Genomic DNA, 22,538 nt, shown 5'->3' with positions numbered 1-22,538 from the left:
GCTAGGCTGCCTGATCTGCGGTCTCGGCGCGGCGGTCGCCGCGAGCGCCGGGGCGTACCTGCGGTTCCTGGACGCGCGGCGGTCCCGGTCGGTGGCCGAGGCGCGCCGCGCGCAGCGCCTCGACCTGGCACGCGACCTGCACGACTTCGTCGCCCACGAGGTCGGCGGGATGATCGTCCAGGCGCAGGCCGCCCAGATCGGCGGCGACCCCGCGGAGGCACTCAGGCGGATCGAGGCGGCCGGAGCGCGCGCCATGGCCTCGCTGGACCGCACCGTCCACATGCTCCACGACGAAGGCCCCCAGGACGGGCCGCACAGCCTCGACGAGCTGCCCGCACTCGTGGACCGCTTCGGCGAGTCGAGCAGGGCCCGGGTCCGGCTGGCGCTGGACGCCGGCACCCCGCCTCCCGAGGTGTCGGCGACGGTGTACAGGCTGGTCGTCGAGGCCCTGACGAACGTCCGCCGGCACGCTTCGGACGCCACGGCGGTCGACGTCGCCGTCACCGCGACCGGTTCCGCCCTGCGCGTCGCCGTCACCGACGACGGCCGCGGGAGCCGTGCGAGGCCGCTGCGCGAGCGGCGCCGCGGCGGCCTCGGACTGCCCGGGATCGCCCTGCGCGTCGAGGCCCTCGGCGGCGACTTCGACGCCGGCCCCACGGGCGAGCGAGGCTGGCGGGTCGCCGCCCTGATCCCGCTACGATCAACGCGATGACCACTCGGATCGTCATCGCCGACGACCAGGCCGACGTCCGCGGCGGCTACCGCATCATCCTGGACGCCCAGCCCGACATGCGCGTGGTCGGAGAGGCGGCCGACGGCGTGACGGCCGTCGAACTGGCCCGCGAGCTGCGTCCCGACGTCGTCCTCGCCGACATCCGGATGCCTCGCATGGACGGCCTGGAGGTCACCCGGCTGCTCGCCGGCCCCGGCGTGCCCGATCCCCTCAGGGTGGTCGTCGTCACCACCTTCGACCTCGACGAGTACGTGCACACCGCCCTGCGCGACGGCGCCTGCGGATTCCTGCTGAAGCGCTCGGGCCCCGCGCTGCTCGTGGAGGGCGTCCGCGCGGCCGCCGCCGGGGACGCGCTCATCAGCCCCTCGATCACCACCCGGCTGCTGCGCCGCTTCGCCCCGCCGCGCCCGCGCGCCGACGACGGGCGCCTCACCGGCCGCGAGACCGAGGTCGCGATCCTGGTCGCGCGGGGCCGCACCAACGCGGAGATCGCCGCCCAGCTGTCCGTCACGCCCGGCACCGCCAAGACGCACGTCGCGAACATCCAGCACAAACTGGGCGTCCGCAACAGGGTCGAGATCGCCGCCTGGGCGTGGCAGACCGGCCGGCTCAACCCCTGACCGCCCCTTCGCGGAGCGGAGGGCCGAGGAGGGCGGGTCCGGTGTCGCCGCCGAGCGGATCGCCATCGCCCTGGCGGCGGTGAGCCGGCAGGCCGGTCGGCTCGAACGCGCGCGCTCGACGCCGCGGTCGCCGAGCTCGGACCTGCTGTAACGGGCGTGGCCTGTGACGTTTCGGTGCCATCCTTTCCGTGGTCAGCCGATGTGGCGGTAGCGGATGTGGGTGGTCAGCGGGGAGTGGAGCACCTCAACGGGCTCGAAGTCGAACTCGACCCCCTCGAAGATCCGCTCGCCCGAACCGAGCAGCACGGGCGCGATGTCGAGGGTGAGTTCGTCGATCACGCCGGCCGCCAGTGCCTGCCGAACGGTCGAGGCGCCGCCCGCGATGTCCACGCCCTTGTCACCCGCGGCCTGGCGCGCCGCGGCGTACGCCGCGTCGAAGCCGTCGGTGACGAAGTGGAACGTCGTCCCCCCGGCCATCGGGATCGGATCGCGGGGGTGGTGGGTCATGACGAACACCGGCGCGTGATAGGGCGGTTCGGGGCCCCACCAGCCCGACCAGTCCTCGTCCCAGTCCCCGCGGATCGGGCCGAACATGTTGCGGCCCATGACGTACGCGCCCCTCGGGCGCATCAGCCACCCTTTCGCGATCTCGTCCGCGTCGTTGGCCCGCGGGTCGCCGATGTGCCAGCCGTGCAACTCCCGCCCCCGCTTCCCCAAGGGGTCCTCGCGGCTCTGGTCGGGTCCGGCGACGAAGCCGTCCAGCGAGATCGACATATGGCAGGTGGTATCCGACATCATGTGCTCCATTCAGTGGTTCTCCCTCCCGGCCAACAGCCCTCCGCGCGCTCCCGAAGGCTCCCGGTGACACAGGCGTCGCGCCGTCCGGCCCGTGCATCACGAAGTCCCACTCCCCGCCGACGCGGGACTCGAACGCCCGCGTGGTGGTCGTGAACCCATCGGGACCCCCACCATCGCGACAGGTGCCGCGCCTCGGTGAACGCCTCGAACACCAGCTCCCGCGGGGTGTCGATGACCCGGGAGCCCGGAGCACCCGATGTTGGAGCCTGTCACGCGTTTCTTGCCGGAACCCCGCCTTCGGTCACCGCGTCGGCTTGGTCCGGTCGGCGGGCGTGCCGCAGAACACTTCCTTGACGAGCGTGTCCAGCAGCTTCTCGAAGTCCTTCACCGGCCCCCGGGTGGCCGAGTCGACCCAGGTCACCGAGCCGGTCAGGGTCGTCTTGCCGTCGGGCGAGCTGTACATCAGCGCGCCGTAGCCGTGGGGCGGGCTGCCGTTGTGCTGGTAGACGGTGCCACATTTCGGGCCCATGTCCTCCGCGAACACCCCAAGCCCGTATCTGAGTTCCCCGTACGGCCGGCGCATCTCGGCCAGCAGCTCGGCCGGCAGGAGCCTGCCCCGGTTCAGCGCGGAGAAGAACGTGGACAGATCCTGGGTGGTGGAGATCAGGTCGCCCGCACCGACCAGCAAGGACAGGTTCTGCTGGGAGATGTCGACCGTCTGGCCCTGGTAGCTGTAGTAAGCGTGGGCGTGCGGCCCGGGAAGCTCCGTCCGGTTGCCCGCGACCATGGTGGCCGACATCCCGAGCGGCCGCAGGATCCGCCGCTGCAGCAGTTCGGCGTAGGAGCGGCCGGTGACCTTCTCGATCAGCAGCAGGGCGAGCGTGTAGTTGGTGTTGGAGTAGTTCTGGTCCGTCCCCGCCTCGAACCGCGCCGGCTTGGACAGCGCCAGGCGTACCAGCTCCTCTGGCCGGTAGCTGCGGAACCGGTTGTTCAGCCATGCGTCGCCGGTGGCGGGAATCCCCGGCACGAACGTGCCGTCGTCGTAGTACTCGCCGGTGTAGTTGAACAGGCCGCTGGTGTGCTGCAGCAGCATCCGCACCGTGATCCGCCGATCCAGGCCGAGGTCCGGCAGGTAGCCGGCCACCGGGTCGTCCAGTCCGACCTTCCCCTCGGCCACCAGCTGCAGCATCAGGGTCGCGGAGAAGGTCTTGACGACGCTGCCCGTCCAGAACCGCCCGTTGGTCGGCGGCTTGGCGGCCGCACCCAGCTTGCGCACTCCGGCACTGGCGACCCACTCGCCCCGCGCATCGCGCACGCGCAGCTGTATTCCGGTGAAACCGGCGTCGACGAACGCCTGCATGGCCTTCTGCAACTGCGAGCGGTCCTGCCCGGCAGCGGCCGTCAGCCCGGTCACGCCGCCGTGCGCGCTGGCCGGAGCGGGGCTGACCGCCCCGGCCATCAGCGCGGCGGCCAATGCTGTGACGGCCACTCGCCGCAGGGCCTTGGTCGCTGGTGGGGGTTGGATTCTCATCGTTCCTCGTTTCACTGCGGAGTGGGGACCGGACGCCGGTGAGCGGCCGCGTGGCCCCGTCGGTTCGCCCACCGGTAGGTCCGTTTCGGGGTCTGGTGCGCGGCCGGTTATCGAGCCGGTCCGGCCTGGCCGTTGCCGAACACCTCGGCGACCAGGCGCTGTGTCGCCTCCTGGAACGCCGCGCCCATGGACATGGCGGCGTCATCGACGTAGTTCAGCGTGGCGGTCAGCGTCGTGCCGCCGTCGGGCGTGCTGTACATCAGGGCCGCGTGGCCCGCCATACCGCCGTTGTGGGTGATGACCGTGCCGCCGCCCGGCACCGGCTGCACGAAGACGCCCAGGCCGTAGCCGGCCTTGGACTCGGGCGTGCACATCTCGGCCAGCAGGTCGGCCGGCAGCAACCGGCCCCCGGCCAGCGCGGAGATGAACGTGGCCAGATCGCGGCTGGTGGAGATCATGTCGCCGCCGCTGGAGATCCAGGACGGGTTGTGGCGGGTGACGTCGACCGTCTGGGGCCGGCCGTCCTCCTCGTACCGGTAGTAGGCGTGCGCGTGCGGCTCGGGGATGTCGGTCGCGCTGCTCGGCTGGACGGTGCCCGACAGGCCGAGCGGCCCCAGGACCAGCCGCTGCATCTCCTCGGCCACCGGTCGGCCGGTGACCTTCTCGATCAGCAGCCGGGCCAGCACGTAGTTGGTGTTGGCGTAGCTCCAGTCGGTGCCCGGCTCGAACCGCGCCGGCTTGGACAGCGCCAGGCGCACCAGCTCTTCTGGCCGGTAGGTGTGGAACCGGTTGTCCACCCACTCCTTGCCCGCGGGGGTGGCGGGGATGCCCGGCGCGAACGTGCCGTCGTCGTAGTACTCGCCGGTGAAGTTGAAGATCCCGCTGGTGTGCTGCAACAGCATCCGCACCGTGATCCGCCGGTCCAGGTCGAACTCGGGCAGGTAGCCGGCCACCGGGGCGTCCAGTCCGACCGTGCCCTCGGCCACCAGCTTGAGCACCACGACCGCGGTGAACGTCTTGGTGTTGCTGCCGATCCGGACGTGCCCGTCGACCGGCGGCGGCGTGTCCCCGCCCAGCTCGCTCAGCCCGGCGGCGCCGACCCACTCGCCCCGTTCGTCGTTCACCCGCAGCGTCACCCCGGTGAGGCCCGAGTCGACGATCTCCTGGATGATCTTTTGCAGCTCCGGACGCTCCCGGTCGGCCGTCCCGGCGTCGAGCGCTTCGTTGATCTTGCGGGCCATCTCGGCCGCGGCGGGGCCGGGCTCGCCCCTGTGGGCGCGGGCGGCGGCGTCGACGGCGACGGAGACGGTGCGGCGGAAGTCGCCGGCCTCCTCCGGGGCCCGCCGCAGCAGGCTCACGGCCTCCGTGAGGGCGGGCAGCACGCGGTCGGCCAGCTCGGCCACGGACGTGCTGTCGAGCCGGATGTCCTTCGTCTTCCCGGCGAGCACGTGCCCGACCGGCCCGGTCGCGGTGGTCAGGTTGAGGGAGCCCTGGGCGGCGGCCTTGCCCGGCGAACCGGCGGCGGCGGCCATCAGCGAAACGGCGCCGTAGGCGGCGGTCCGCAGAACGCTCTTTTCCCGGTCGGTGAGGGTGATGGTCATGTGGATTCTTCCTCTGAACGCATGGCGGAATTCGGCCGCCCGGTCGAGGCGGCCGCTGAGAGGGCTGTCGAAAGGGGTCAGGCTCCTGCGGGAGGCAGCCATTCGGTGAGCTGGACGATCACGCCGTTGGGGTCGGCCAGCCGAAGGCGGAGCTCACCCCAGGGGGCCAGCTGGAGCGGGGCCACGATGGTCGCCCCCTCGCTCCGCAGCCGCTCGTGCTCGGCTGCGAGGCCGGTGACCGCGAACGACACGACCACGTCGGCCAGACCCCGCCCGGGCGGACGCAGCTCAGGATCGAACAGCTCCAGCACGAGGTCGACGGCCGCGTCGTCGCGTCCCAGCCCCACGAAGTCCTCGCCGGCCAGGACCTCGCGGAATCCCAGATGGGAAGTGAAGAACCGGCTGGAGGCGCGCGGATCGACGACGGTCAGGAACACCGTCGACGAGACGACGTTCATCTCGGGAGGCCAGGAAGATGCATGGGGGACTCTCTCCCGGCATAGGGATTCTTCGGACGGAGCAAGCATCGGCCGGGGAGGCCGCCGCGATCAACGGCGGTTGCGGCAACGGTTCGTTGCCCCTGGGGTTGACGGTCTCAGCCGGACAGCGGCCCGAGGTCGCGGACGACCCGGGCGAAGGCGCGGATCATGTCGTTCTCCGCGGCGCCGTGCCACACCGGCCCGAACGGCAGCGCCTCCATGTCCCTGACGGGCAGGTAGGCGATGTCGGGGCGGGGGTAGTACCTGGCCACGTGGGCCGGGAAGAGGGAGACGGTCCCTTCCAGGACCGCGCTCACGAAGATGTCCTCGATGTTGCCCACGTTGGCGGTCCGGCTGATCAGGCGGCCCCCTGGGGTGACCTCCGGCACATAGCGGTCGAACCAGTAGTCCGGGACGGGCTCGACGGTGATGTGTTCGAAGTCGCTGACCGCCTCCAGAGAGACCGAGGACCATCTGGTGAGCGGGTGGCCCTCGGCCACGGCCAGCACTCTCGGCTCGGTGAACATGAGGGGGCCCATGGTGAGGCCGGGTTCCTCCACGGGGAACCAGGTGACCAGGATGTCGGCCTCTCCCTGGTGCAGTTGCGTGAACGGATCCCGGTACGCGGACATTCGCAGACGGATGTCCCACTGCGGATGACGGGCGCGGAAAGTCTCCCAGAACGGGCGGAGTTCCTGGACGTTGGCCGGGAACAGGGCGATCCGCAGCGTGCCGGTCTTGCCGGTCGCGGCCATCCGGGCCCGTTCCAGGGTCCGCGTCAACCCCTGGTGCAGCTCGCGAAGGTCGTCGCGGAGCTGCTCGCCCAGCGGGGTGAGCCGGACGTTGCGGCTGTTCCTCGCGAAGAGCTCGGCCCCGATGGCGCGTTCCTGCTTCTTGATCGCCTTGCTGACGCGGGCCGTGGTGACGTGCAGCCGCTCGGCGGTCCGGCCGAAGTGCAGTTCCTCGGCCAGGGTCAGGAAGATCTCGATGTCCCGCAGTTCCACAGGCCCCCCGCCTCGCGCCGCATGCAGGAACAAGCTTGACATAAGGCAATTACCTGACGAAGGCGCTCACGGTGAGGTCTTCTCTCAGTGCGCTGCCTCGACGCGCTGCTTGAGCGCGGCGTTCATGGCGGCGAAGTCGCCCTGGACGTCGATCGCGCTCCCGGCGAAGGGCACCAGGAAGCCGGTGAAGTTCTCCCCCTGGGTCAGCTTGACCCGCCCAGGGCCCGTCTCCTGGATGAGGAAGTAGTGCTCGCCGTCGACCACGCCCGGGACACCGAACCGGCCGATCCAGCGCAGTTCGTGCCCGGGGTCGGCGACCAGGACGGTCGGCTTGAAGGTCATCCCCTTCCCGCCGTCCGTGCCGGCCAGCTTGTTGACCAGCTTCGCGCCCTTTCTCGGCTCGCCGACGGCGCTGAGGATGAACGGGTTCCACTCGGGATAGGACCGGAAGTCGGTGAGCACCTGCCAGACCTGGGCGGCGGAGGCGTTGATCTCGATGTCGGCGCGGAGCTTGTGCGGGTGGCTCCGGGTCCAGCCGTACAGGCTCCCGATGACGACGCCGAGTGCGACGACCACGATCCCCGCGATGCGAACGATGCGGACGACCATAACAACCCCTCCCTCATGGCTAATGCCGTTAGCCATAACCATAAGGCTAATGACGTTAGCCATGCAAGGTCGCCCTCCACCCCGAAGGCTCGTCGTGACAGTGGAATGAAGTGTTCCGTTCTGTTATGATGGGAGCAGAACGTTCCGTTCCGCAAAGTTAGGGGTTCGATCATGACTTTCCTCGTCACAGGTGCCACCGGGACCGTCGGACGTTTCGTCGTCGAGGAGCTCCGCGCGGCGGGGCGGCCGGTTCGCGCGCTGACCAGGAACCCCGCCCGGGCCGCCTTCCCCGAGGGTGTCGAGGTCGTCGCCGGCGACCTCGCCGACTTCGGCTCACTGACCGGTGTCTTCGACGGCGTCGAGGCCGCACACCTGATCAACTTCGCGGGTGACGACTACACGCCCCTGCCCGACGGCGCCGGTCTGGTGAAGCTGGCCGCAGAGGCGGGCGTCCGGCGGGTCACGGTGCTCGGCGGGCGCGCGAACGGTTCGCTGGAGCAGGCTCTGGCCGCCACCGGCATCGAGTGGACGCTGCTCGAGCCGGTCGAGTTCATGTCCAACACGCTGCGCTGGTGGGCACAGACGATCAAGGCCGAGGGGATCATCAAGGAGCCGTTCGGGGACCGGCTCAGCGCGCTGGTGCACGAGCGCGACATCGCCGCCGTGGCCGCCACGGTGCTGGTCGAGGGCGGGCATGGCGGCGAGGCCCTCCCCATCACCGGCCCCGAGGCGATCACGCTCAGGGAAAAGGTCGCGATCCTGAGCGCGGCCATCGGCACGGACGTCGGGTTCGTGGAGCTGACCGTGGACCAGGCGCGCGCCAAGTGGCGCGGCGACGGCATGGGCGAGGAGACCATCGAGTTCCTCGTCACCGCGCTGGGGAGCACGCCGGAGGCCGGCTACACCGTGGTCCCGACCGTCAAGGAGATCACCGGCCGCGACGCGCGCAACTTCGCCCAGTGGTCCGCCGAGAACGCCGCCGCCTTCCGCTCCTGATCGGTGACCAACGGGGGAAGGCGGCGGGACGGGCACGCGGCGTCCGTCCCGCCGCCTTCTTCCGCAGGTAGGGACGTCGGTCTCGTCCCGCCGGTCAGCGGTGGTCGTGGTTCGACGCGATGGCTACCGGTCGCCTCGCCACGGGAGAACGGTCGTGACGGGAGGCGGGCCGGAACGGCCGCCGGGGGACGGGACGGCGTAGGTGTTGACGTAGCGGTCATTGGGCGTGCCGGTGGCCCAGGTGTCGCGGGTGCCTGCGAAAGTGGCGGCGAAGTAGCCGTCCCCGTAGGCGCGGACCTTGGCCGTGTAGCGGCCCTTGCTGTTGGTCTTCACCCACTTGACGTGGTACCAGGTCTTCTTGCCGCGGAACCGGAAGATGATGCGCACCTTCTGGCCGGGGAACGCGCCGAAACGGTTCTTGCTGCTGTAGTAGCGGCTCAGGGTCCCGGAGACGGTGATGTAGCGGTTCTTGCGGACCTTGGTCGAGGACGCCTTCAGCTTGGACATCTTGGTCGACCATCGCCACGTCTTGCGCACGGAACTGACGGAGGGGGCCGCGGTGGTGTCCCCGGCGAAGCGAGCCCGCCAGTAGCCGGAGTTGTTCACGTTGAACGAGGCGCTGAACTGCCCGTAGCCGGTCTTCATCCGGCGGACGGTCTGCCAGCCGGTGCGGCCGTTGGGGGAGTATTCGAGGAGCACCTGCTTGCCGTTCACGTCTCCGCCGGCGGAGGCCGCGTACAGGGAGCCCCGCGCCCGGAAACGCCCGTAGGCGTCCATGGTCGCCGACAGCGAGGTCTTCGTGGCCGGGCGGACGCTGACCGCGGGGAGGGTCGCAGTGGAGCCTTCGTAGAAACCGGCCGCGGGTGACCGCGCGACGTAGGTCGCGGTGCAGGGCGGCTTGATGGTGCTGCTGAACCGGCCTTCGGCGTCCGTTCTGGCCTGGAAGGTGTACATGGGCGTGGTGCAGCGGGACGGGTCGACGGCGGGGTCGATGGCGACCGTCCGTCCGGACAGCGGCCTGCCCTGGTAGGTGACCTGACCGCTGAGGGTGAGGGGCTGGCCCTCGTCCAGGCCGGCTCGGCTCCCGATCAGGGTCGTCTGCGTCTTCCCGTGGACGACCTGGACGGTCACCGCGTCGGAGTGGAGTCCGAGCGACGGCACATCGGCCCAGACGCTCACCGAGTCGCTCGCCCCGTTGGGCCTGAGCGTCGCGGTGAAGGTGCCGTCATCGGCGGTGGTGGCGTCGTCGACCGAGCCCCATCCGGTGTTCGTGGACAGGTCGACCGGGATGCTCGCGGCGGGGGTTCCGTCCGCGGCGACGACCTTCCCGATGATCGTGGTCGTGGGGTTGTCGGGGTCGACGGAGGCGGCCTGGGCGGCGAGCACGATGGACGCCGCCCCGTCGGCGAGGGCGGGAGCGGCCGTCAATGTGCCGAGGATGAGGACGGACGTCATCCCGGTGGTGGCGATACGAAGCACGAGTGTCCCTTGGGTGGGCGCGATGATCAGCGTTGTCAGGACGTCCGGCCCGGCGACCGGGTTGCCCCCCGCAACCCGATCGTGATCATCATCGGGCTGCGCCCGGCGAGGGCCTGCGCCACGACCGCCTTCCGCCACCACCACGAACCACGCCTAAAGGGACAGCCGCTCTCGTGAGCGGCGGCTCCTTGCCTCTGCTGTCACAGAAGAGTGGCCCCCGTAACGAAGAAGACCCCGGAGCTTGTCGCTCCGGGGTCTGTTCCGTCACTGTGGGGCTACGACTTGCGTCACTACCCTGTGTGGGCGAGGAGGGATTTGAACCCTCACATCCTTTCGGACACACGGACCTGAACCGTGCGCGTCTGCCGTTCCGCCACCCGCCCGTGGGTGCCGTCCCGTTTCCGGGTGCCTGAAAAGGCTAGCACGGGGTCGGGGGTGGTTAGGTATCCAGATACGTCGAGCGAACCTTCGCACCGATACGATCGTCTACCAGTGGGGAAGGGAGGTGCCCGTGGGCGTCATTCAGCGCTTCGAGCGACGGCTTGAGGGCATGGTCGAAGGGGCCTTCGCCCGTGCCTTCAAGTCCGAGCTGCAGCCGGTCGAGGTGGCCAGCGCTGTGCAGCGCGAGATGGACGATCGGGCGGCGATCGTGGCACAGGGCCGCACGCTCGTGCCGAACGACTTCGTCGTGGAGATCTCTCAGCAGGACGGGCAGCGGCTCCAGGTGTACGCCGACAGCCTGAGCCAGGAGCTGGCGAACCTCGCGCGCGAGTACGCGAAGGAGCAGGGGTACTCCTTCGTGGGCCCGGTGCGCGTGCGGTTCGAGAACGCGGGAGATCTCGCCACGGGCATGTTCCGCATCAGGTCGGGGGTGATCCGGGGCTCGACGGTCGAGGGCGGGGAGATCCGCCGGCCGGTGAGCGACGTGCCGCAGGGCGGCCGGGGCGGGGTGTTCGGGGGGCATCCGCGGCTTCTGGTGACCACGGCGGTGGAGGGATCGGACACGACTCAGCGCACCTACGAGATCAACACTCCCGTGACCCTGCTGGGTCGCGGCACCGACTGCGACCTGCGCCTCGTCGACCCCGGCGTGTCACGGCACCATGCCGAGATCCGCGTAGAAGGTCCCGAAATCGCTCTCGTGGATCTAGGGTCGACCAACGGCTCGTTCGTGAACGGGCAGCCGATCCGGCGGGTCACGCTGGTCGACGGCTCCCGGGTCACGATGGGCCGCACCACTCTTGTGTTCCGCCGCGATAGGGAGTAACCCCGACTCCGATGTCCCCATTCACCCTCACGCTGATCAAGCTGGCGTTCCTCGCGGTGCTGTGGCTGTTCGTCATCGCGGCCGTCGGCGTGATCAGGGCCGACCTGTTCGGCTCCAAGGCCGCGTCGAAGGCGGCCACGCGCGCGTCCCAGCCCCGTCAACCCCGGCCGGCCAGGCAGCCGAAGCCGCCGCGGCCGCAGCACAGCGCCCAGCACGGCGCCCCGTCCAAGCTCGTGGTGGTCCAGGGCGAGCGGGCCGGCACCGTCATCGACCTCACGGGGGTGCCCATCACCATCGGCCGGGCCAATGACGCCACGCTCGTCGTGACCGACGACTACGCTTCGAGCCGGCATGCCCGACTTTTCGCGCAGGACGGTCAGTGGATCGTGGAAGATCTCGGCTCGACCAATGGGACGTATCTCGGACGCACGAAGGTGAGCCGGCCGATGCCGGTTCCCCCGGGCGTTCCGGTCCGTATCGGCAAGACCGTGATCGAGCTGCGCAAATGACACTGGGAATCCGCTACGCCGCGCGCTCCGACGTCGGCATGCTGCGCGAGGGCAACGAGGACTCGGCGTACGCGGGCGCGCACCTGCTCGCGGTGGCCGACGGGATGGGCGGGCACGTCGGCGGCGAGATCGCGAGCGCCGCGGCCATCGAGGCGCTGCGGGCGCTCGACAAGGACCTCCCGGCGACCGAGCTGCTGGCCGCGCTGGAGCACACGGTCAAGACGGCGAACGACAACCTGCACCGCATCGTGGAGTCCGACCCGGCCCTGCAGGGCATGGGGACGACGCTGACGGCGATGCTGTGGGCGGGCAACCAGGTCGCGCTGGTGCACATCGGGGACTCGCGCGCCTACCTGCTGCGCGACGGCAGCCTGTTCCAGATCACGCACGACCACACCCTGGTGCAGTCCCTGGTCGACGAGGGGCGGATCAGCCCGGACGAGGCGGCCTCGCACCCGCAGCGCTCGCTGCTGCTGCGGGCGCTGGACGGCCGCGGCGAGGTCGATCCCGACCTGTCGCTGCGCGAGGCGAAGGTCGGCGACCGGTACCTGCTGTGCTCCGACGGCCTGTCGGGCGTCGTCACGGCGGAGACGATCTTTCAGGTGCTCACGGACGTGGACGACCCCGAGCAGGCCGTCCGGCAGCTGATCGACCTGGCGAACCGGGGCGGCGGCCCCGACAACATCACCTGCGTCGTCGCCGACGTCGTGGACCTGGAGCGCCAGCCCCCGACGGGCGGGCCCGGCCACGCGGTGGGCGCGGCGGCCAACGCGGCGCCGCCGGAGCCGCCGGGCGGGGGGACGGGGTCCAACACGACCGTCGCCGACACCCCGGCGGGGCGGGCGGCGCAACTGCGCGAGACCCGGCCGCAGCCGCCGGTGGCGGTGGACGAGATGCCGCCGCCGCAGGCCCCGATGCCGATGGGCGACCCGATGGGCCCGCCGCCGGCGCCGGGCGCGATGCCGCAGGCCCGGCAGATGCGGGGGCGGCGCGGCGGCACGCGGCGCTGGACGTGGCTGGTCGTGGTGGCGGGCGTGGTCGTGGTGGGCGTCGTGGCGGGCGGGTTCGTGCTGCTGCAGAACGTCCGGAACGGCTACTACATCGGCGCGAACAAGGACGGCCAGGTCGTCCTCTACCGCGGGACGACGCAGAAGGTGCCGGGCCTCAGCCTGTCCCGCGAGGCCGCGAAGAAGGAGCAGCCGAAGCAGCCGATCCTGGTGGCCGACCTCCCCCAGGCGCTCCAGGCGCAGGTCAAGGACACCTACACCGTCGACGGCCCGAAGGCGCTGAAGCAGCTGGAGAGCGCCGTCTGCAAGTACTCGCTCATCGGCGAGGGCGGCAAGGTCGTCATGGTGAAGGGCCGCGAGCAGCAGGACTGCCGGCAGGCCTCGGTCAAGAAGAGCGACATCCGGATCGACGAGCTGCCCGCCTCGGACGTGACCGCGGTCGAGAAGGGCACCCTCGTGTTCATCGGGCAGAAGGCGGCGCAGGCCAAGCTCGACCAGCTCGGCGCGCACCGGGAAGAGTGCAAGCAGCGCACCCCGTCCATCAAGGACTGCCCCTCCAGCGGAGGGAGCTCGTAAATGCAATCGATCGGGGACCAGATCCGGGCCCACCTCCCGTACCAGCGGCGCAACGCCGCGTCGCTGGCCCTGCTCGCCTTCGCGATGATCCTGACGCTGTCGGCGTTCGCGGAGGTCGGCCTCGCCCGTGACGGGAACATCCCCGGCGGCCTGTTCGTGTACGGCGGCGGCCTGGCCGTCCTGGCGTTCATCGCCTACCTGATCCAGGCGAAGTTCACCCCCTACGCCGACCCGCTGCTGCTGCCGCTCGCCGTGGCGCTGAACGGCATCGGGCTGGCGATGATCTACCGCCTGGACCTCGACACCAGCCACGACCGCAAGGTCGCGGCGGCCGCGGGCAAGAAGCTGCTCCCGGACGCCGCCGACGCGCCCGGCCAGCTGATGTGGACGTTCATCGGGATCGCCCTGTTCGTCGGGGCCGTGCTGATCATGCGCGACACCGACAAGCCGGACGCTCCGCTGTCCTTCACGCCGAAGACCGCGCAGCGCTACACGTACCTGATCGGGCTCACCGCGGTCGTCCTGCTGCTGCTGCCGATCGTCCCCGGCATCGGAGCGGAGATCAACGGCGCCCGGGTGTGGATCCATCTGGGTCCGTTCTCGGTGCAGCCGGGCGAGTTCGCGAAGCTGCTGCTGGTGGTCTTCTTCGCCGGGTATCTGGTGAACAAGCGCCAGGCGATGTCGCTGATCGGCAAGAAGGTCGGCCCGATCAGCCTGCCCCGGGCCCGCGACCTCGGCCCGATCATGGTGATCTGGTTCTTCTGCCTCGGCGTCCTGTTCATGCAGAAGGACCTCGGCACCGCGCTGCTGTTCTTCGGCCTGTTCGTGTCGATGCTGTACATCGCGACCCAGCGGGTGTCCTGGGTGGTGATCGGTGTCGGGCTGCTGTCGGTCGGCGTGTTCGTCGCGACGCTGCTGCCGTTCATGGGCCACGTGAACCAGCGCATCGACATCTGGCAGAACCCCAAGCCGTACTTCGACGGCGGCTGCCTGCTGGAGAGCGGCAAGGTCGTCCCGGTCAACCCCGACACCACCATCTACAAGAAGTACAAGGCGCAGGGCACCATCTCGCCGGGCTTCTCGGCCTGCGCGGAGCTGGGCGGGGAGTACTCCGACAGCGCGCAGCTGATGAAGGGCCTGTTCGCGCTCGGCCAGGGCGGCGTCCTCGGCACCGGGCTCGGCCAGGGCGAGCCGTGGCGGACGCCGCTGTCCTTCAGCGACTTCATCTTCGACTCGCTCGGCGAGGAGCTCGGGCTGACCGGGCTGATGGTGCTGCTGCTGATATACGCGTTGATCGTGCAACGCGGGATGAAGACGGCCGTGGCGGCGCGGGACCCGTTCCTGAAGCTGTTCGCGGGCGGCGTGTCGTTCGTGCTGGCCCTCCAGGTCTTCGTGATCGTCGGGGGCGTCACGCGGCTCATCCCGCTCACCGGCCTGACGACGCCCTTCCTGTCCCAGGGCGGTTCGTCGCTGATGGCCAACTGGATTCTGATCGCGATCCTGGTGCGGATGAGCCACGACGCGCGCAAGCCGGCCCCGCAGGCGATCCAGGACGAGGGCATGACCCAGATCGTGAGCACGAGGTGACTTCCCCCCTATGAACATGGACAAGCCGGTTCGACGGGTGGCGATCTTCGCGTTGCTGCTGTTCTTCGGACTGATGGCGCAGGTCAACTACGTCCAGGGCAGCCAGGCGGAGGACCTGCGGACCGACGCCCGCAACAGCCGCCAGTACGCCGACGTGTTCAACTCGCCGCGCGGCCAGATCTCGGCGGGCGGCGAGGTGCTGGTGACCTCGAAGGAGACCGGCAAGGACAACCCGAAGTACGGCCGCACCTACAAGGACGGGCCGGTCTTCGCGCCGATCACCGGGTACTTCAACGGCAACGCCACCCAGGTCGAGCGGGCCTACAACTCGCTGCTCGGCGGCAAGGACACGCGGATCACGCAGCAGCGCTGGTTCGACACGTTCATCGGCAAGAAGGCCGAGGGCGCCAACGTCGAGCTGACGATCGACCCGCAGGCGCAGCGCACCGCCTACGAGCAGCTGAAGGCGGGGACGGCTCAGGGCCGCCGTGGCGGCGCGGTGGTGATCGACGTGAAGACGGGCGCGGTGAAGGTGGCGGCGTCGTGGCCGTCGTTCGACCCGAACGAGGTCGCGCCGCAGACCGGTGAGAAGGGCGGGAAGCGCCTGGAGCAGCTCGACAAGGGCGAGGGCGTCGTCAAGCCGCTGGTCGACAACGCGCTCAGCCAGACGTTCCCGCCCGGGTCCTCGTTCAAGGCGGTCGTGTCGGCGATCGGGATGCAGAAGCTCGGCCTCAACAGCTCGTCCACGGTGAACACCGGGCAGCTGATCCTGCCGGAGTCGGGCCGTCCGCTGCCGAACTCGCACGACAGCGGCAGCTGCGCCGGGTCGGCCCCGCTGCGCGGCGCGTTCGCCGAGTCCTGCAACACCTCGTTCGCGAAGATGGCGCTGGACATGGGCATCCAGGAGCTGCACGACGGCGCCGCCCCGTTCGGGTTCGGCAAGCATGTCCAGCTGGAGCCCGACATGTACGCGGCGGAGAGCGACATCCCGGTGTCGATCAAGGACGCCAAGGGCAACACCATCGAGACCGGCAAGGACGGCACGGCCCGGTCCGGAATCGGCCAGGAGAACGTGCGGGCCACGCCGCTGCAGATGGCGCTGGTCGCCTGCTCGATCGCCAACGGCGGCAAGATCATGAACCCGTACGTGGTGCAGAAGGTCCGCGCGAAGGACCAGAGCGAGCTCTACAACGCCTCCCCGAAGGAGTTCGGCGAGGCGATGAGCGGCGACCAGGCGAGCCAGCTCGAGGACATGATGCGCGCGGTGGTCTCCGAGGGCACCGCGAAGAACCTGGCGGGCAGGCGGGTCGCCGGCAAGACCGGTACCGCCGAGCAGGGTCCGGGCAACCCGAACGCGAACTGGTTCGTCGGGTTCAGCCCGACCCAGAGCCCGCGCTACGCGTTCGCCGTGATGGTCGAGGCCCCGGGTTCCGGCGCGAGCAACGCCGGCCCCGTCGCGGCGGCGATCATGGCGAAGGTTCTGCAGAAGTGAGTGCGGGCCTCGTCCTGCACGACCGGTACCGGCTGCTGGAGCGGCTGGCGATCGGCGGGATGGGCGAGGTCTGGCGCGCGTCCGACGCGCTGTCGGGGCGGGCGGTGGCGGTGAAGCTGCTGCGCCTGGAGCTGGGCTCGGACATGCGGGCGCGCGGCCGCTTCGAGTCGGAGGCGCGGTTCGCGGCGGAGCTGCGGCATCCGGGCATCGCGCGGGCGTTCGACTACGGCGAGCAGGCCGGGCGGACGTTCCTGGTGATGGAGCTGGTGCCGGGCGAGCCGCTGGACGAGATCCTGGCGCGCGACGGGGGGCTGCCGCTGGAGGCGGTGCTCGACCTGATCGTCCAGGCGGCCCGGGCTTTGGCGGTCGCGCACGCGGCCGGGATCGTGCACCGCGACGTCAAGCCGGCGAACCTGATGGTGGCCCCGGACGGCACCCTGAAGATCACCGACTTCGGGATCGCCCGCCGGCTGGCGGCGGCGTCGCAGACCCAGACCGGGATGGTCATGGGGACCGCGCACTACATCTCCCCGGAGCAGGCGCAGGGCCTGGAGCTCTCCCCGGCGGCGGACCTGTACTCGCTGGGCGCGGTGGCCTACGAGTGCCTGACCGGCGCGCCGCCGTTCGACGGGGCGACGCCGGTGGAGGTGGCGCTCAAGCACGTCCGGGACGCTCCCGCGGAGCTGCCGGCGCGGGTTCCCGAGTCGGCCCGCGAGCTGGTCATGGAGATGCTCGCGAAGGAGCCGCGCGACCGTCCCGCGAACGCCGACACGGTCGCCGCGCGGGCGCTGGGGATCCGCGCGTCGCTCAGTACGGGCCGCGCCGGCGCGTCCCACGAGACCGCCCGGCCGGACACGGCGCGCCGGGGCGCACGCAGGCCCTCGGGCGCGGGCCCCGGCCCCCTCCCCGCAAGATCGTCGGCTTTGTCGGGATTTGACGCTGACGAAGGGGCGGATAACCTCTCCAGCGGACCGGTGAGCGGGCAACGGCGCTCGGCACTGGCGTACGCGTCGGTCGCGGCCGTCGTGCTGGTCTGCGTGATCGTCGTCGGCTCCCTGTGGAAGGGGCTGGCCTTCGCCGGACCGGGCGAGGACGAGCGGGAGCCGCCCGCCACCCCGGCCACCCGGCCGGTCGGGGACGGCAGCGTCGACGTTCCGGCCTCCACCCCCGCGCCCTCCGGCGCCCCGCCCCGGCGCAAGGCCCGGGGCACTCCGAGGCCGGCTGTCCCGCCGCGGCACCGGACGCATAGGATCCGTCCGTCAACGCAGGCGCCGCCCCAGGCGTCCCTCTCACACAAGCCATCAAGGAATCCGCCCCGGGCGACTCCCACCGCCCCTGAGCCCACACCCGCCCCGACGGGGAGCACCACGACTCCGTCAACTCCGAGCCCGGATCCCCCGCCGACCCAGGAGGGGAAGCTAGGTTCTGGAGACAAGGTGTAGACGTACGAGGGAAAGTGCACATATGAGTCAACCTCGGCTGCTCGGCGGCCGCTACGAGCTCGAAACGGTGATCGGGCGCGGCGGCATGGCCGAGGTCTACCGTGCCCGGGACCGCCGCCTCGATCGCGTGGTCGCGGTCAAGACGCTGCGCTCCGACCTGGCCCGCGACCCCACGTTCCAGGCCCGGTTCCGGCGCGAGGCCCAGTCGGCCGCGTCGCTGAACCACCCCTCGGTCATCGCCGTGTACGACACCGGCGAGGACATGATCGGCGACACCCCGATCCCGTACATCGTCATGGAGCACGTGGACGGGAGCACGCTGCGCGACCTGCTCAGGGAGAACCGCGCGCTGCTGCCCGACAAGGCCCTGGAGATCACCGACGGGATCCTGCGGGCGCTGGACTACAGCCACCGCGGCGGCATCGTGCACCGCGACATCAAGCCGGCCAACGTGATGCTCACCCGGCAGCACGAGGTCAAGGTCATGGACTTCGGCATCGCCCGGGCCATGGCCGACACGGCGTCCACGATGACGCAGACCGCCCAGGTGATCGGCACCGCGCAGTACCTGTCGCCCGAGCAGGCGCGCGGCGAGCGGGTGGACGCCCGCAGCGACATCTACTCGACCGGTTGCGTGCTGTACGAGCTGCTCACCGGCAAGCCGCCGTTCACCGGCGACTCCCCGGTCGCGATCGCCTACCAGCACGTGCGGGAGGAGCCGGTCCCGCCGTCGCAGGTGGACCCGCAGATCCCGCAGTGGGCGGACGCCATCGTGCTGAAGGCGATGGCGAAGGAGGCCGACCACCGCTACCAGAACGCGACGGAGTTCCGGCAGGAGATCCAGCGCGTCCTGCAGGGCCAGCCGGTGTCGTCGACGGCGGCGTCCACGATGCTGATGGGCGGCCAGCAGCCGCAGGGCACGCAGGTGATGGGCGCGTACGGCGGCGGCCCGGCGCGCACGCAGGTGCGGCCGCAGGACGACGGCTACGGCCTGCCGCCCGCCCACTACGACGACGACGGACGCGGCGGCGCCGGCAAGAAGGCCGCGCTGTGGGTGGGGCTCGCGGTCCTGTTCATCGGCGGGGCCGCGCTCATCGGCCTGCTGATGAGCAAGGGGAACGACAAGAGCGACCAGGTCGCGATCCCGAAGAGCATCATCAACGTCTCGCAGAACGACGCGACGGGCCAGCTGACCAAGCTCGGCTTCAAGGTCGGCGATCCGAGGACCGACTTCAGCGACGACGTCCGGAAGGGTTACGTGATCAGCTCCGATCCGCAGCCCGGCACGGACGCCGCCAAGGGCGCCACGGTGACGCTGGTGGTCTCCAAGGGCAAGAAGCCGCCCACGGAGATCGAGATCCCGGACGTCACCGGCAAGCCGTACGCCACGGCGAAGAAGATGCTGGAGGAGAGCGGGTTCGAGGTCGACAAGCGGGTCGACTCGAACGACACCGTGCCGCGCGGCAACGTGATCTCGACCGACCCGTCCGGCGGCACGAAGGCGGCGAAGGGCTCGAACGTCACGGTGACGGTGTCGACGGGCCCGTCGAGCCTGAAGGTGCCGAGCCTGTTCAACAACAGCCAGCGGGCCGCGTGCGGCAAGCTGGAGGGCATGGGCCTGAGGTGCAACGTGCAGAAGGGCGCGCCGCCGCCCGACAAGCAGGTCGCGCCCGGCTTCGTGTACGACCAGCAGCCGGGCGAGGGCGCCACCGTGGCGCCGGGCGAGACGGTGACGATCTTCGTGGCGCAGAAGCCGCAGACGCCGCCGCCCAGTACCCCGACCTCGCCGACGCCGGGCCTGCCCGGCTGGCCCCCCGGCAACGGCCAGGGCTGACCGAACGATCGAGGGCCCCGTCTCCTTCTGGAGGCGGGGCCCTCGGGCGTCTCGCGGGCCGTGTCGCGGGGCCGGACGGGCCCGGGCACGAGAGAAGGGCCTCCGCCACTCGGGGGCAATGGCGGAAGCCCTTCGCTATGGTCTTCGTCGCGACGCCAGCGGACGTTACGGATTTCAATCGAAATTTTCTGAGTTGGGGCGAGATGGGTGTCTCTAGCCCCGTCCGGCGGGATGACGCCTCAGGTCATCGCAGGTTTCGAGCCAGTTCCGAAGCAGTCGATGGCCCGCGGTGGAGAGGATCGACTCGGGGTGGAACTGGACGCCCTCGACGGGCCGGCCGCGGTGGCGCAGGCCCATGACGACGCCGTCGCCGGTGCGGGCGGTCACCTCCAGGACGTCCGGCGGGACCGTCCCGGGCACGACGGCGAGCGAGTGGTAGCGGGTCGCGGCGAACGGGTCCGGCAGGCCGCGGAAGACGCCGGCGCCGTCGTGGTGGATCTCGCTCGTGAAGCCGTGGACGATCTCGGGGGCGCGGGCGACCGTCGCGCCGTGCACGTGGGCGATCACCTGGTGGCCGAGGCACACGCCGAGCAGGGGCGTGCCGCGGCGCTCGGCGTCCCGCACGAGGTCGAGGCAGACTCCGGCGTCGGCGGGATGCCCGGGGCCGGGGCTGAGCAGGACGCCGTCGACGCCGGCGGCGTCCTCGACGGCGACGTCCGAACGGTCCCTGACCAGGCAGTCGGCGCCGAGCTCCAGCAGGTACTGGACGATGTTGTAGACGAAGCTGTCGTGGTTGTCGACGACGAGGACGCGCATCGCCGGTCAGCCCGGGGTGGCGGAGCCGGACGGCGCCGGGTCCTGCACGACGCCGTGGTCGAACTGGACCTTGGGTTCGATCCACGGGAACACGACGTACCAGAGGAGGACGGCGACCGCGACGAGCAGTCCGAGCGCGGTCGCGGTCTTGGTCTGCCAGGAGCCGGGCAGCCGGCGCCAGATCCATGCGTACACGGGGCCTCCTACGTCCCGGCGGCCCGGGCCGACGCCGCGCGCGGCAGGGCCTCGGCCAGCTCGCCGAAGACGACCATTCGTTGGGCGGCGGAGTACTTCGGGTGGCAGGTGGTGAGCGTGAGGAGCCGCTCGGTCGGCCGCCGCTTCGGGTGGAAGGGGACGGGCGCGGTCACCTCCACCGCCGACGGCTTCACGATCCGCCGGTCGGTGACCTTGTAGACGTACTGCTCGTCCCGGGTGTCGATGAGGATCCTGTCGCCGCGCTCGAGTTCGCCGAGCCGGTTGAACGGCGCGGAGTAGGTGGTCCGGTGCCCGGAGACCACGAAGTTCCCGACCTGGCCGGGCAGCGCGCTGCCCGGGTAGTGGCCGGGCCCCTTGCGCAGGTCGGCCCGGTCGACGCCCTCGATCACGACGAAGCGGTAGTGCTCGCCGAACCGGGGGATGCGGATCACGGCGAGGCCCCGGCCGAGCCTGACCCGCTCAGTGGTGACCTTGGTGGCCCGCCAGTTCTTCATCATCTCGTCGCCGAGCTCGTCCTGGGCGCCCTTGGTGTACTGGCCGGTGCCCCACAGCTCGTACGTCACGAACAGCATGACGACCAGCCCGGCGGTGATGCACAGCTCGCCCATGCCACGGATCACCGTCCGCACCGCGTCCTCCTCTTCCGGGGGGTTCAGCCGCCTTCGGGCGGTTCCGCCGGAACCGTAGCGTGCTTCATGGTCACGTTGCCGGTGTAGGCCGGCAGCGTGGCGCGTTCCATCGTCCGCACCGCGTAGCCGAGCCCGTAGGCGCGGACGTACTCGCGGTAGACCGCGATCTCGCGGGACGCGCCGAGCGCGGCGCGCAGCCGGGCCGGATCTCCGACGGCGGTGATCCGGAACGGCGGCGAGTACACCACGCCCTGGAGGATCAGCGTATTGCCGACGCACCGCACCGCGCTGGTCGAGATCACCCGCTGGTCCATGATCTGCATGGCGCGGGCGCCGCCCGCCCACAGCGCGTTGACGACGGCCTGGACGTCCCCCTGGTGCACCACCAGGTCGTCCGGGCGGACGCCGCGGGGCAGCTCGCCCGACTTCGGCTGCGGCGCGTCGTCCAGCGAGACGCGGACGGCGCGGCCGGCGGCGGGGGTGAAACCGGCCTCGGCGGCGAGCCGGTCGGCCTCCGCCTGAGCGTTTTTCACCCGGGCGTCGTGACGTCCGGCCTCCCGGGAGATACCGTCGACCTGGCGGCGCAGTCGCCGGTACTCGGCACGATCCTGCCGGCCCCGGCGCTGCTCCGCGGTGATGAGCTCGGTGATCCTGGTCCGGCCCTGTTCGCGCAGGCTCGTGCCGCGGGCCGTGCTCGCGCTCGCCGCGAACAAGGTTCCCGCAAGGAGCGTGAGAACTGGGATGATGCTTCCCCACGCCGGACGCCGTACGCTGCTCACCAGCGACTACGCTAACCGACAAAACACCCATGCGCGGTCCGACGCTCCGGCCGCCGGACGCCCGAGGAGATCGATCCCACCGTGGCCAAGTCCAAAGTGCGCAAGAAGGCCGTCTACACGCCCCCGCAGAAGTCCAAGGCGCCCGAGGTCAGCCCGCGCTGGCTCGTGCCGACGATGGTCGCTCTGTGGCTCGTCGGCCTGATCTGGATCGCTGTCTTCTACGTGACGGCCAGCACGGGTACGGACGTGCCGTACATGACCGACCTGCACAACTGGAACCTGGGAATCGGCTTCACCGCGATCATCCTGGGCGTGGTCCTGTCGACCCGCTGGCGCTGACCGCGAGTTATCCACAGGTTGAGGATCTCTCACCGCGCCTTTCCCCAGGTTTTCCACAGCGGGTGTCCACAGGCGCCGGAGCGCGGACGCCGCCGCGCGCGAGCCGGGCGGCCGGTGCGGCCGTGCGCGGCGGCCCCCCGCCACGCCCACCCCCCCCCCGCGTAAACGCCCGGCACACATCTCTGCTTCTGTGGA

Annotated in this window: 22 protein-coding genes and 1 tRNA gene; 11 read left to right on the top strand and 12 right to left on the bottom strand. The window is 70.8% G+C overall.

The window, feature by feature from the left end; all coding sequences use genetic code 11:
* Positions 1 to 712 (top strand): sensor histidine kinase (locus ABWI04_RS34440; RefSeq protein WP_353835025.1); only part of this gene is annotated, 712 nt, incomplete at its 5' end.
* The gene (locus ABWI04_RS34435) at positions 709 to 1,353 is read left to right on the top strand and encodes a response regulator (protein ID WP_353835024.1); all 645 of its coding nucleotides are present in this window, start codon (positions 709 to 711) and stop codon (positions 1,351 to 1,353) included. The genes ABWI04_RS34440 and ABWI04_RS34435, both read left to right, overlap by 4 nt.
* A 192-nt stretch (positions 1,354 to 1,545) precedes the next feature.
* Here the strand turns inward: ABWI04_RS34435 and ABWI04_RS34430 are convergent, their stop codons facing one another.
* The 6 genes from ABWI04_RS34430 to ABWI04_RS34400 all read right to left on the bottom strand — a co-directional run bounded on the left by ABWI04_RS34430 (position 1,546) and on the right by ABWI04_RS34400 (position 7,375).
* The gene (locus tag ABWI04_RS34430) at positions 1,546 to 2,127 is read right to left on the bottom strand and encodes a dihydrofolate reductase family protein (RefSeq protein ID WP_345187144.1); all 582 of its coding nucleotides are present in this window, start codon (positions 2,125 to 2,127) and stop codon (positions 1,546 to 1,548) included.
* A 325-nt stretch (positions 2,128 to 2,452) separates the two neighbouring features.
* On the bottom strand, positions 2,453 to 3,682 hold the full coding sequence (locus ABWI04_RS34420; RefSeq protein WP_353835023.1) for a serine hydrolase domain-containing protein: 1,230 nt from the start codon (positions 3,680 to 3,682) through the stop codon (positions 2,453 to 2,455).
* A 107-nt stretch (positions 3,683 to 3,789) separates the two neighbouring features.
* A complete protein-coding gene (locus ABWI04_RS34415; RefSeq protein ID WP_353835022.1) occupies positions 3,790 to 5,283 on the bottom strand; it encodes a serine hydrolase domain-containing protein in 1,494 nt (497 codons plus the stop codon).
* Positions 5,284 to 5,360: 77 nt separating this feature from the next.
* Positions 5,361 to 5,741, bottom strand: a complete 381-nt coding sequence (locus tag ABWI04_RS34410; RefSeq protein WP_345187137.1) for a VOC family protein — start codon at positions 5,739 to 5,741, stop codon at positions 5,361 to 5,363.
* 137 nt (positions 5,742 to 5,878) lie between these two features.
* Entirely contained in the window at positions 5,879 to 6,766 is an 888-nt protein-coding gene (locus tag ABWI04_RS34405) for a LysR family transcriptional regulator (RefSeq protein ID WP_353835021.1), read from the bottom strand.
* An 84-nt stretch (positions 6,767 to 6,850) separates the two neighbouring features.
* Positions 6,851 to 7,375 carry an SRPBCC family protein gene (locus ABWI04_RS34400; RefSeq protein ID WP_353835020.1) on the bottom strand — a complete coding sequence of 175 codons (525 nt, stop codon included), beginning with the start codon at positions 7,373 to 7,375 and terminating at the stop codon, positions 6,851 to 6,853.
* A 171-nt stretch (positions 7,376 to 7,546) separates the two neighbouring features.
* Between ABWI04_RS34400 and ABWI04_RS34395 the strand changes: the two genes are divergently transcribed.
* The gene (locus tag ABWI04_RS34395) at positions 7,547 to 8,371 is read left to right on the top strand and encodes an NmrA family NAD(P)-binding protein (protein WP_353835019.1); all 825 of its coding nucleotides are present in this window, start codon (positions 7,547 to 7,549) and stop codon (positions 8,369 to 8,371) included.
* A 123-nt stretch (positions 8,372 to 8,494) separates the two neighbouring features.
* Here ABWI04_RS34395 and ABWI04_RS34390 read toward each other — a convergent pair whose 3' ends face one another.
* Positions 8,495 to 9,850 carry a hypothetical protein gene (locus ABWI04_RS34390; protein ID WP_353835018.1) on the bottom strand — a complete coding sequence of 452 codons (1,356 nt, stop codon included), beginning with the start codon at positions 9,848 to 9,850 and terminating at the stop codon, positions 8,495 to 8,497.
* Positions 9,851 to 10,150: 300 nt separating this feature from the next.
* Positions 10,151 to 10,233: transfer RNA gene (locus ABWI04_RS34385), tRNA-Leu, on the bottom strand.
* Between the two features lie 128 nt (positions 10,234 to 10,361).
* On the opposite strand from ABWI04_RS34385, the gene ABWI04_RS34380 reads away from it, so the two are divergent.
* Genes ABWI04_RS34380 through pknB form a run of 7 tightly spaced genes read left to right on the top strand, consistent with a single transcriptional unit; the run spans position 10,362 to position 19,564 of the window.
* The gene (locus tag ABWI04_RS34380; protein ID WP_067627928.1) at positions 10,362 to 11,117 is read left to right on the top strand and encodes an FHA domain-containing protein; all 756 of its coding nucleotides are present in this window, start codon (positions 10,362 to 10,364) and stop codon (positions 11,115 to 11,117) included.
* An 11-nt stretch (positions 11,118 to 11,128) separates the two neighbouring features.
* On the top strand, positions 11,129 to 11,626 hold the full coding sequence (locus ABWI04_RS34375; protein WP_345187123.1) for an FHA domain-containing protein FhaB/FipA: 498 nt from the start codon (positions 11,129 to 11,131) through the stop codon (positions 11,624 to 11,626).
* Positions 11,623 to 13,209 (top strand): Stp1/IreP family PP2C-type Ser/Thr phosphatase, encoded by a 1,587-nt coding sequence (locus tag ABWI04_RS34370; protein ID WP_353835017.1) that lies wholly within the window; start codon positions 11,623 to 11,625, stop codon positions 13,207 to 13,209. The genes ABWI04_RS34375 and ABWI04_RS34370 overlap by 4 nt, the downstream gene beginning before the upstream one ends.
* On the top strand, positions 13,210 to 14,796 hold the full coding sequence (locus ABWI04_RS34365; protein WP_345187118.1) for an FtsW/RodA/SpoVE family cell cycle protein: 1,587 nt from the start codon (positions 13,210 to 13,212) through the stop codon (positions 14,794 to 14,796).
* Between the two features lie 10 nt (positions 14,797 to 14,806).
* The gene (locus tag ABWI04_RS34360) at positions 14,807 to 16,288 is read left to right on the top strand and encodes a peptidoglycan D,D-transpeptidase FtsI family protein (protein ID WP_353835016.1); all 1,482 of its coding nucleotides are present in this window, start codon (positions 14,807 to 14,809) and stop codon (positions 16,286 to 16,288) included.
* Complete coding sequence (locus tag ABWI04_RS34355; RefSeq protein WP_353835015.1) at positions 16,285 to 17,730, top strand: serine/threonine-protein kinase; 1,446 nt, start codon at positions 16,285 to 16,287, stop codon at positions 17,728 to 17,730. Before ABWI04_RS34360 ends, ABWI04_RS34355 begins: the two co-directional genes overlap by 4 nt.
* Positions 17,731 to 17,752: 22 nt before the next feature.
* A complete protein-coding gene (gene pknB / locus ABWI04_RS34350; RefSeq protein WP_345187109.1) occupies positions 17,753 to 19,564 on the top strand; it encodes a Stk1 family PASTA domain-containing Ser/Thr kinase in 1,812 nt (603 codons plus the stop codon).
* Positions 19,565 to 19,777: 213 nt separating this feature from the next.
* Here the strand turns inward: pknB and ABWI04_RS34345 are convergent, their stop codons facing one another.
* From ABWI04_RS34345 to ABWI04_RS34330, 4 genes are read right to left on the bottom strand one after another with little or no spacing between them, the layout of a single operon-like run.
* Complete coding sequence (locus tag ABWI04_RS34345) at positions 19,778 to 20,380, bottom strand: anthranilate synthase component II (RefSeq protein ID WP_353835014.1); 603 nt, start codon at positions 20,378 to 20,380, stop codon at positions 19,778 to 19,780.
* Positions 20,381 to 20,386: 6 nt separating this feature from the next.
* Positions 20,387 to 20,575 (bottom strand): hypothetical protein, encoded by a 189-nt coding sequence (locus ABWI04_RS34340; RefSeq protein ID WP_345187105.1) that lies wholly within the window; start codon positions 20,573 to 20,575, stop codon positions 20,387 to 20,389.
* A gap of 8 nt (positions 20,576 to 20,583) precedes the next feature.
* Positions 20,584 to 21,225, bottom strand: a complete 642-nt coding sequence (locus ABWI04_RS34335; protein WP_345187103.1) for a class E sortase — start codon at positions 21,223 to 21,225, stop codon at positions 20,584 to 20,586.
* Between the two features lie 23 nt (positions 21,226 to 21,248).
* Positions 21,249 to 21,938: a DUF881 domain-containing protein gene (locus ABWI04_RS34330; RefSeq protein WP_345187101.1), complete on the bottom strand. Its 690-nt coding sequence runs from the start codon at positions 21,936 to 21,938 to the stop codon at positions 21,249 to 21,251.
* A 147-nt stretch (positions 21,939 to 22,085) separates the two neighbouring features.
* On the opposite strand from ABWI04_RS34330, the gene ABWI04_RS34325 reads away from it, so the two are divergent.
* Positions 22,086 to 22,343, top strand: a complete 258-nt coding sequence (locus ABWI04_RS34325; protein ID WP_345187099.1) for a cell division protein CrgA — start codon at positions 22,086 to 22,088, stop codon at positions 22,341 to 22,343.
* The last annotated feature ends 195 nt before the right edge of the window (positions 22,344 to 22,538 follow it).

It is taken from the genome of Actinomadura sp. NPDC000929, from assembly GCF_040492065.1.
Taxonomy (GTDB): Bacteria; Actinomycetota; Actinomycetes; order Streptosporangiales; family Streptosporangiaceae; genus Spirillospora; species Spirillospora verrucosospora.
This window is presented reverse-complemented; position numbering and strand designations above follow the sequence as displayed.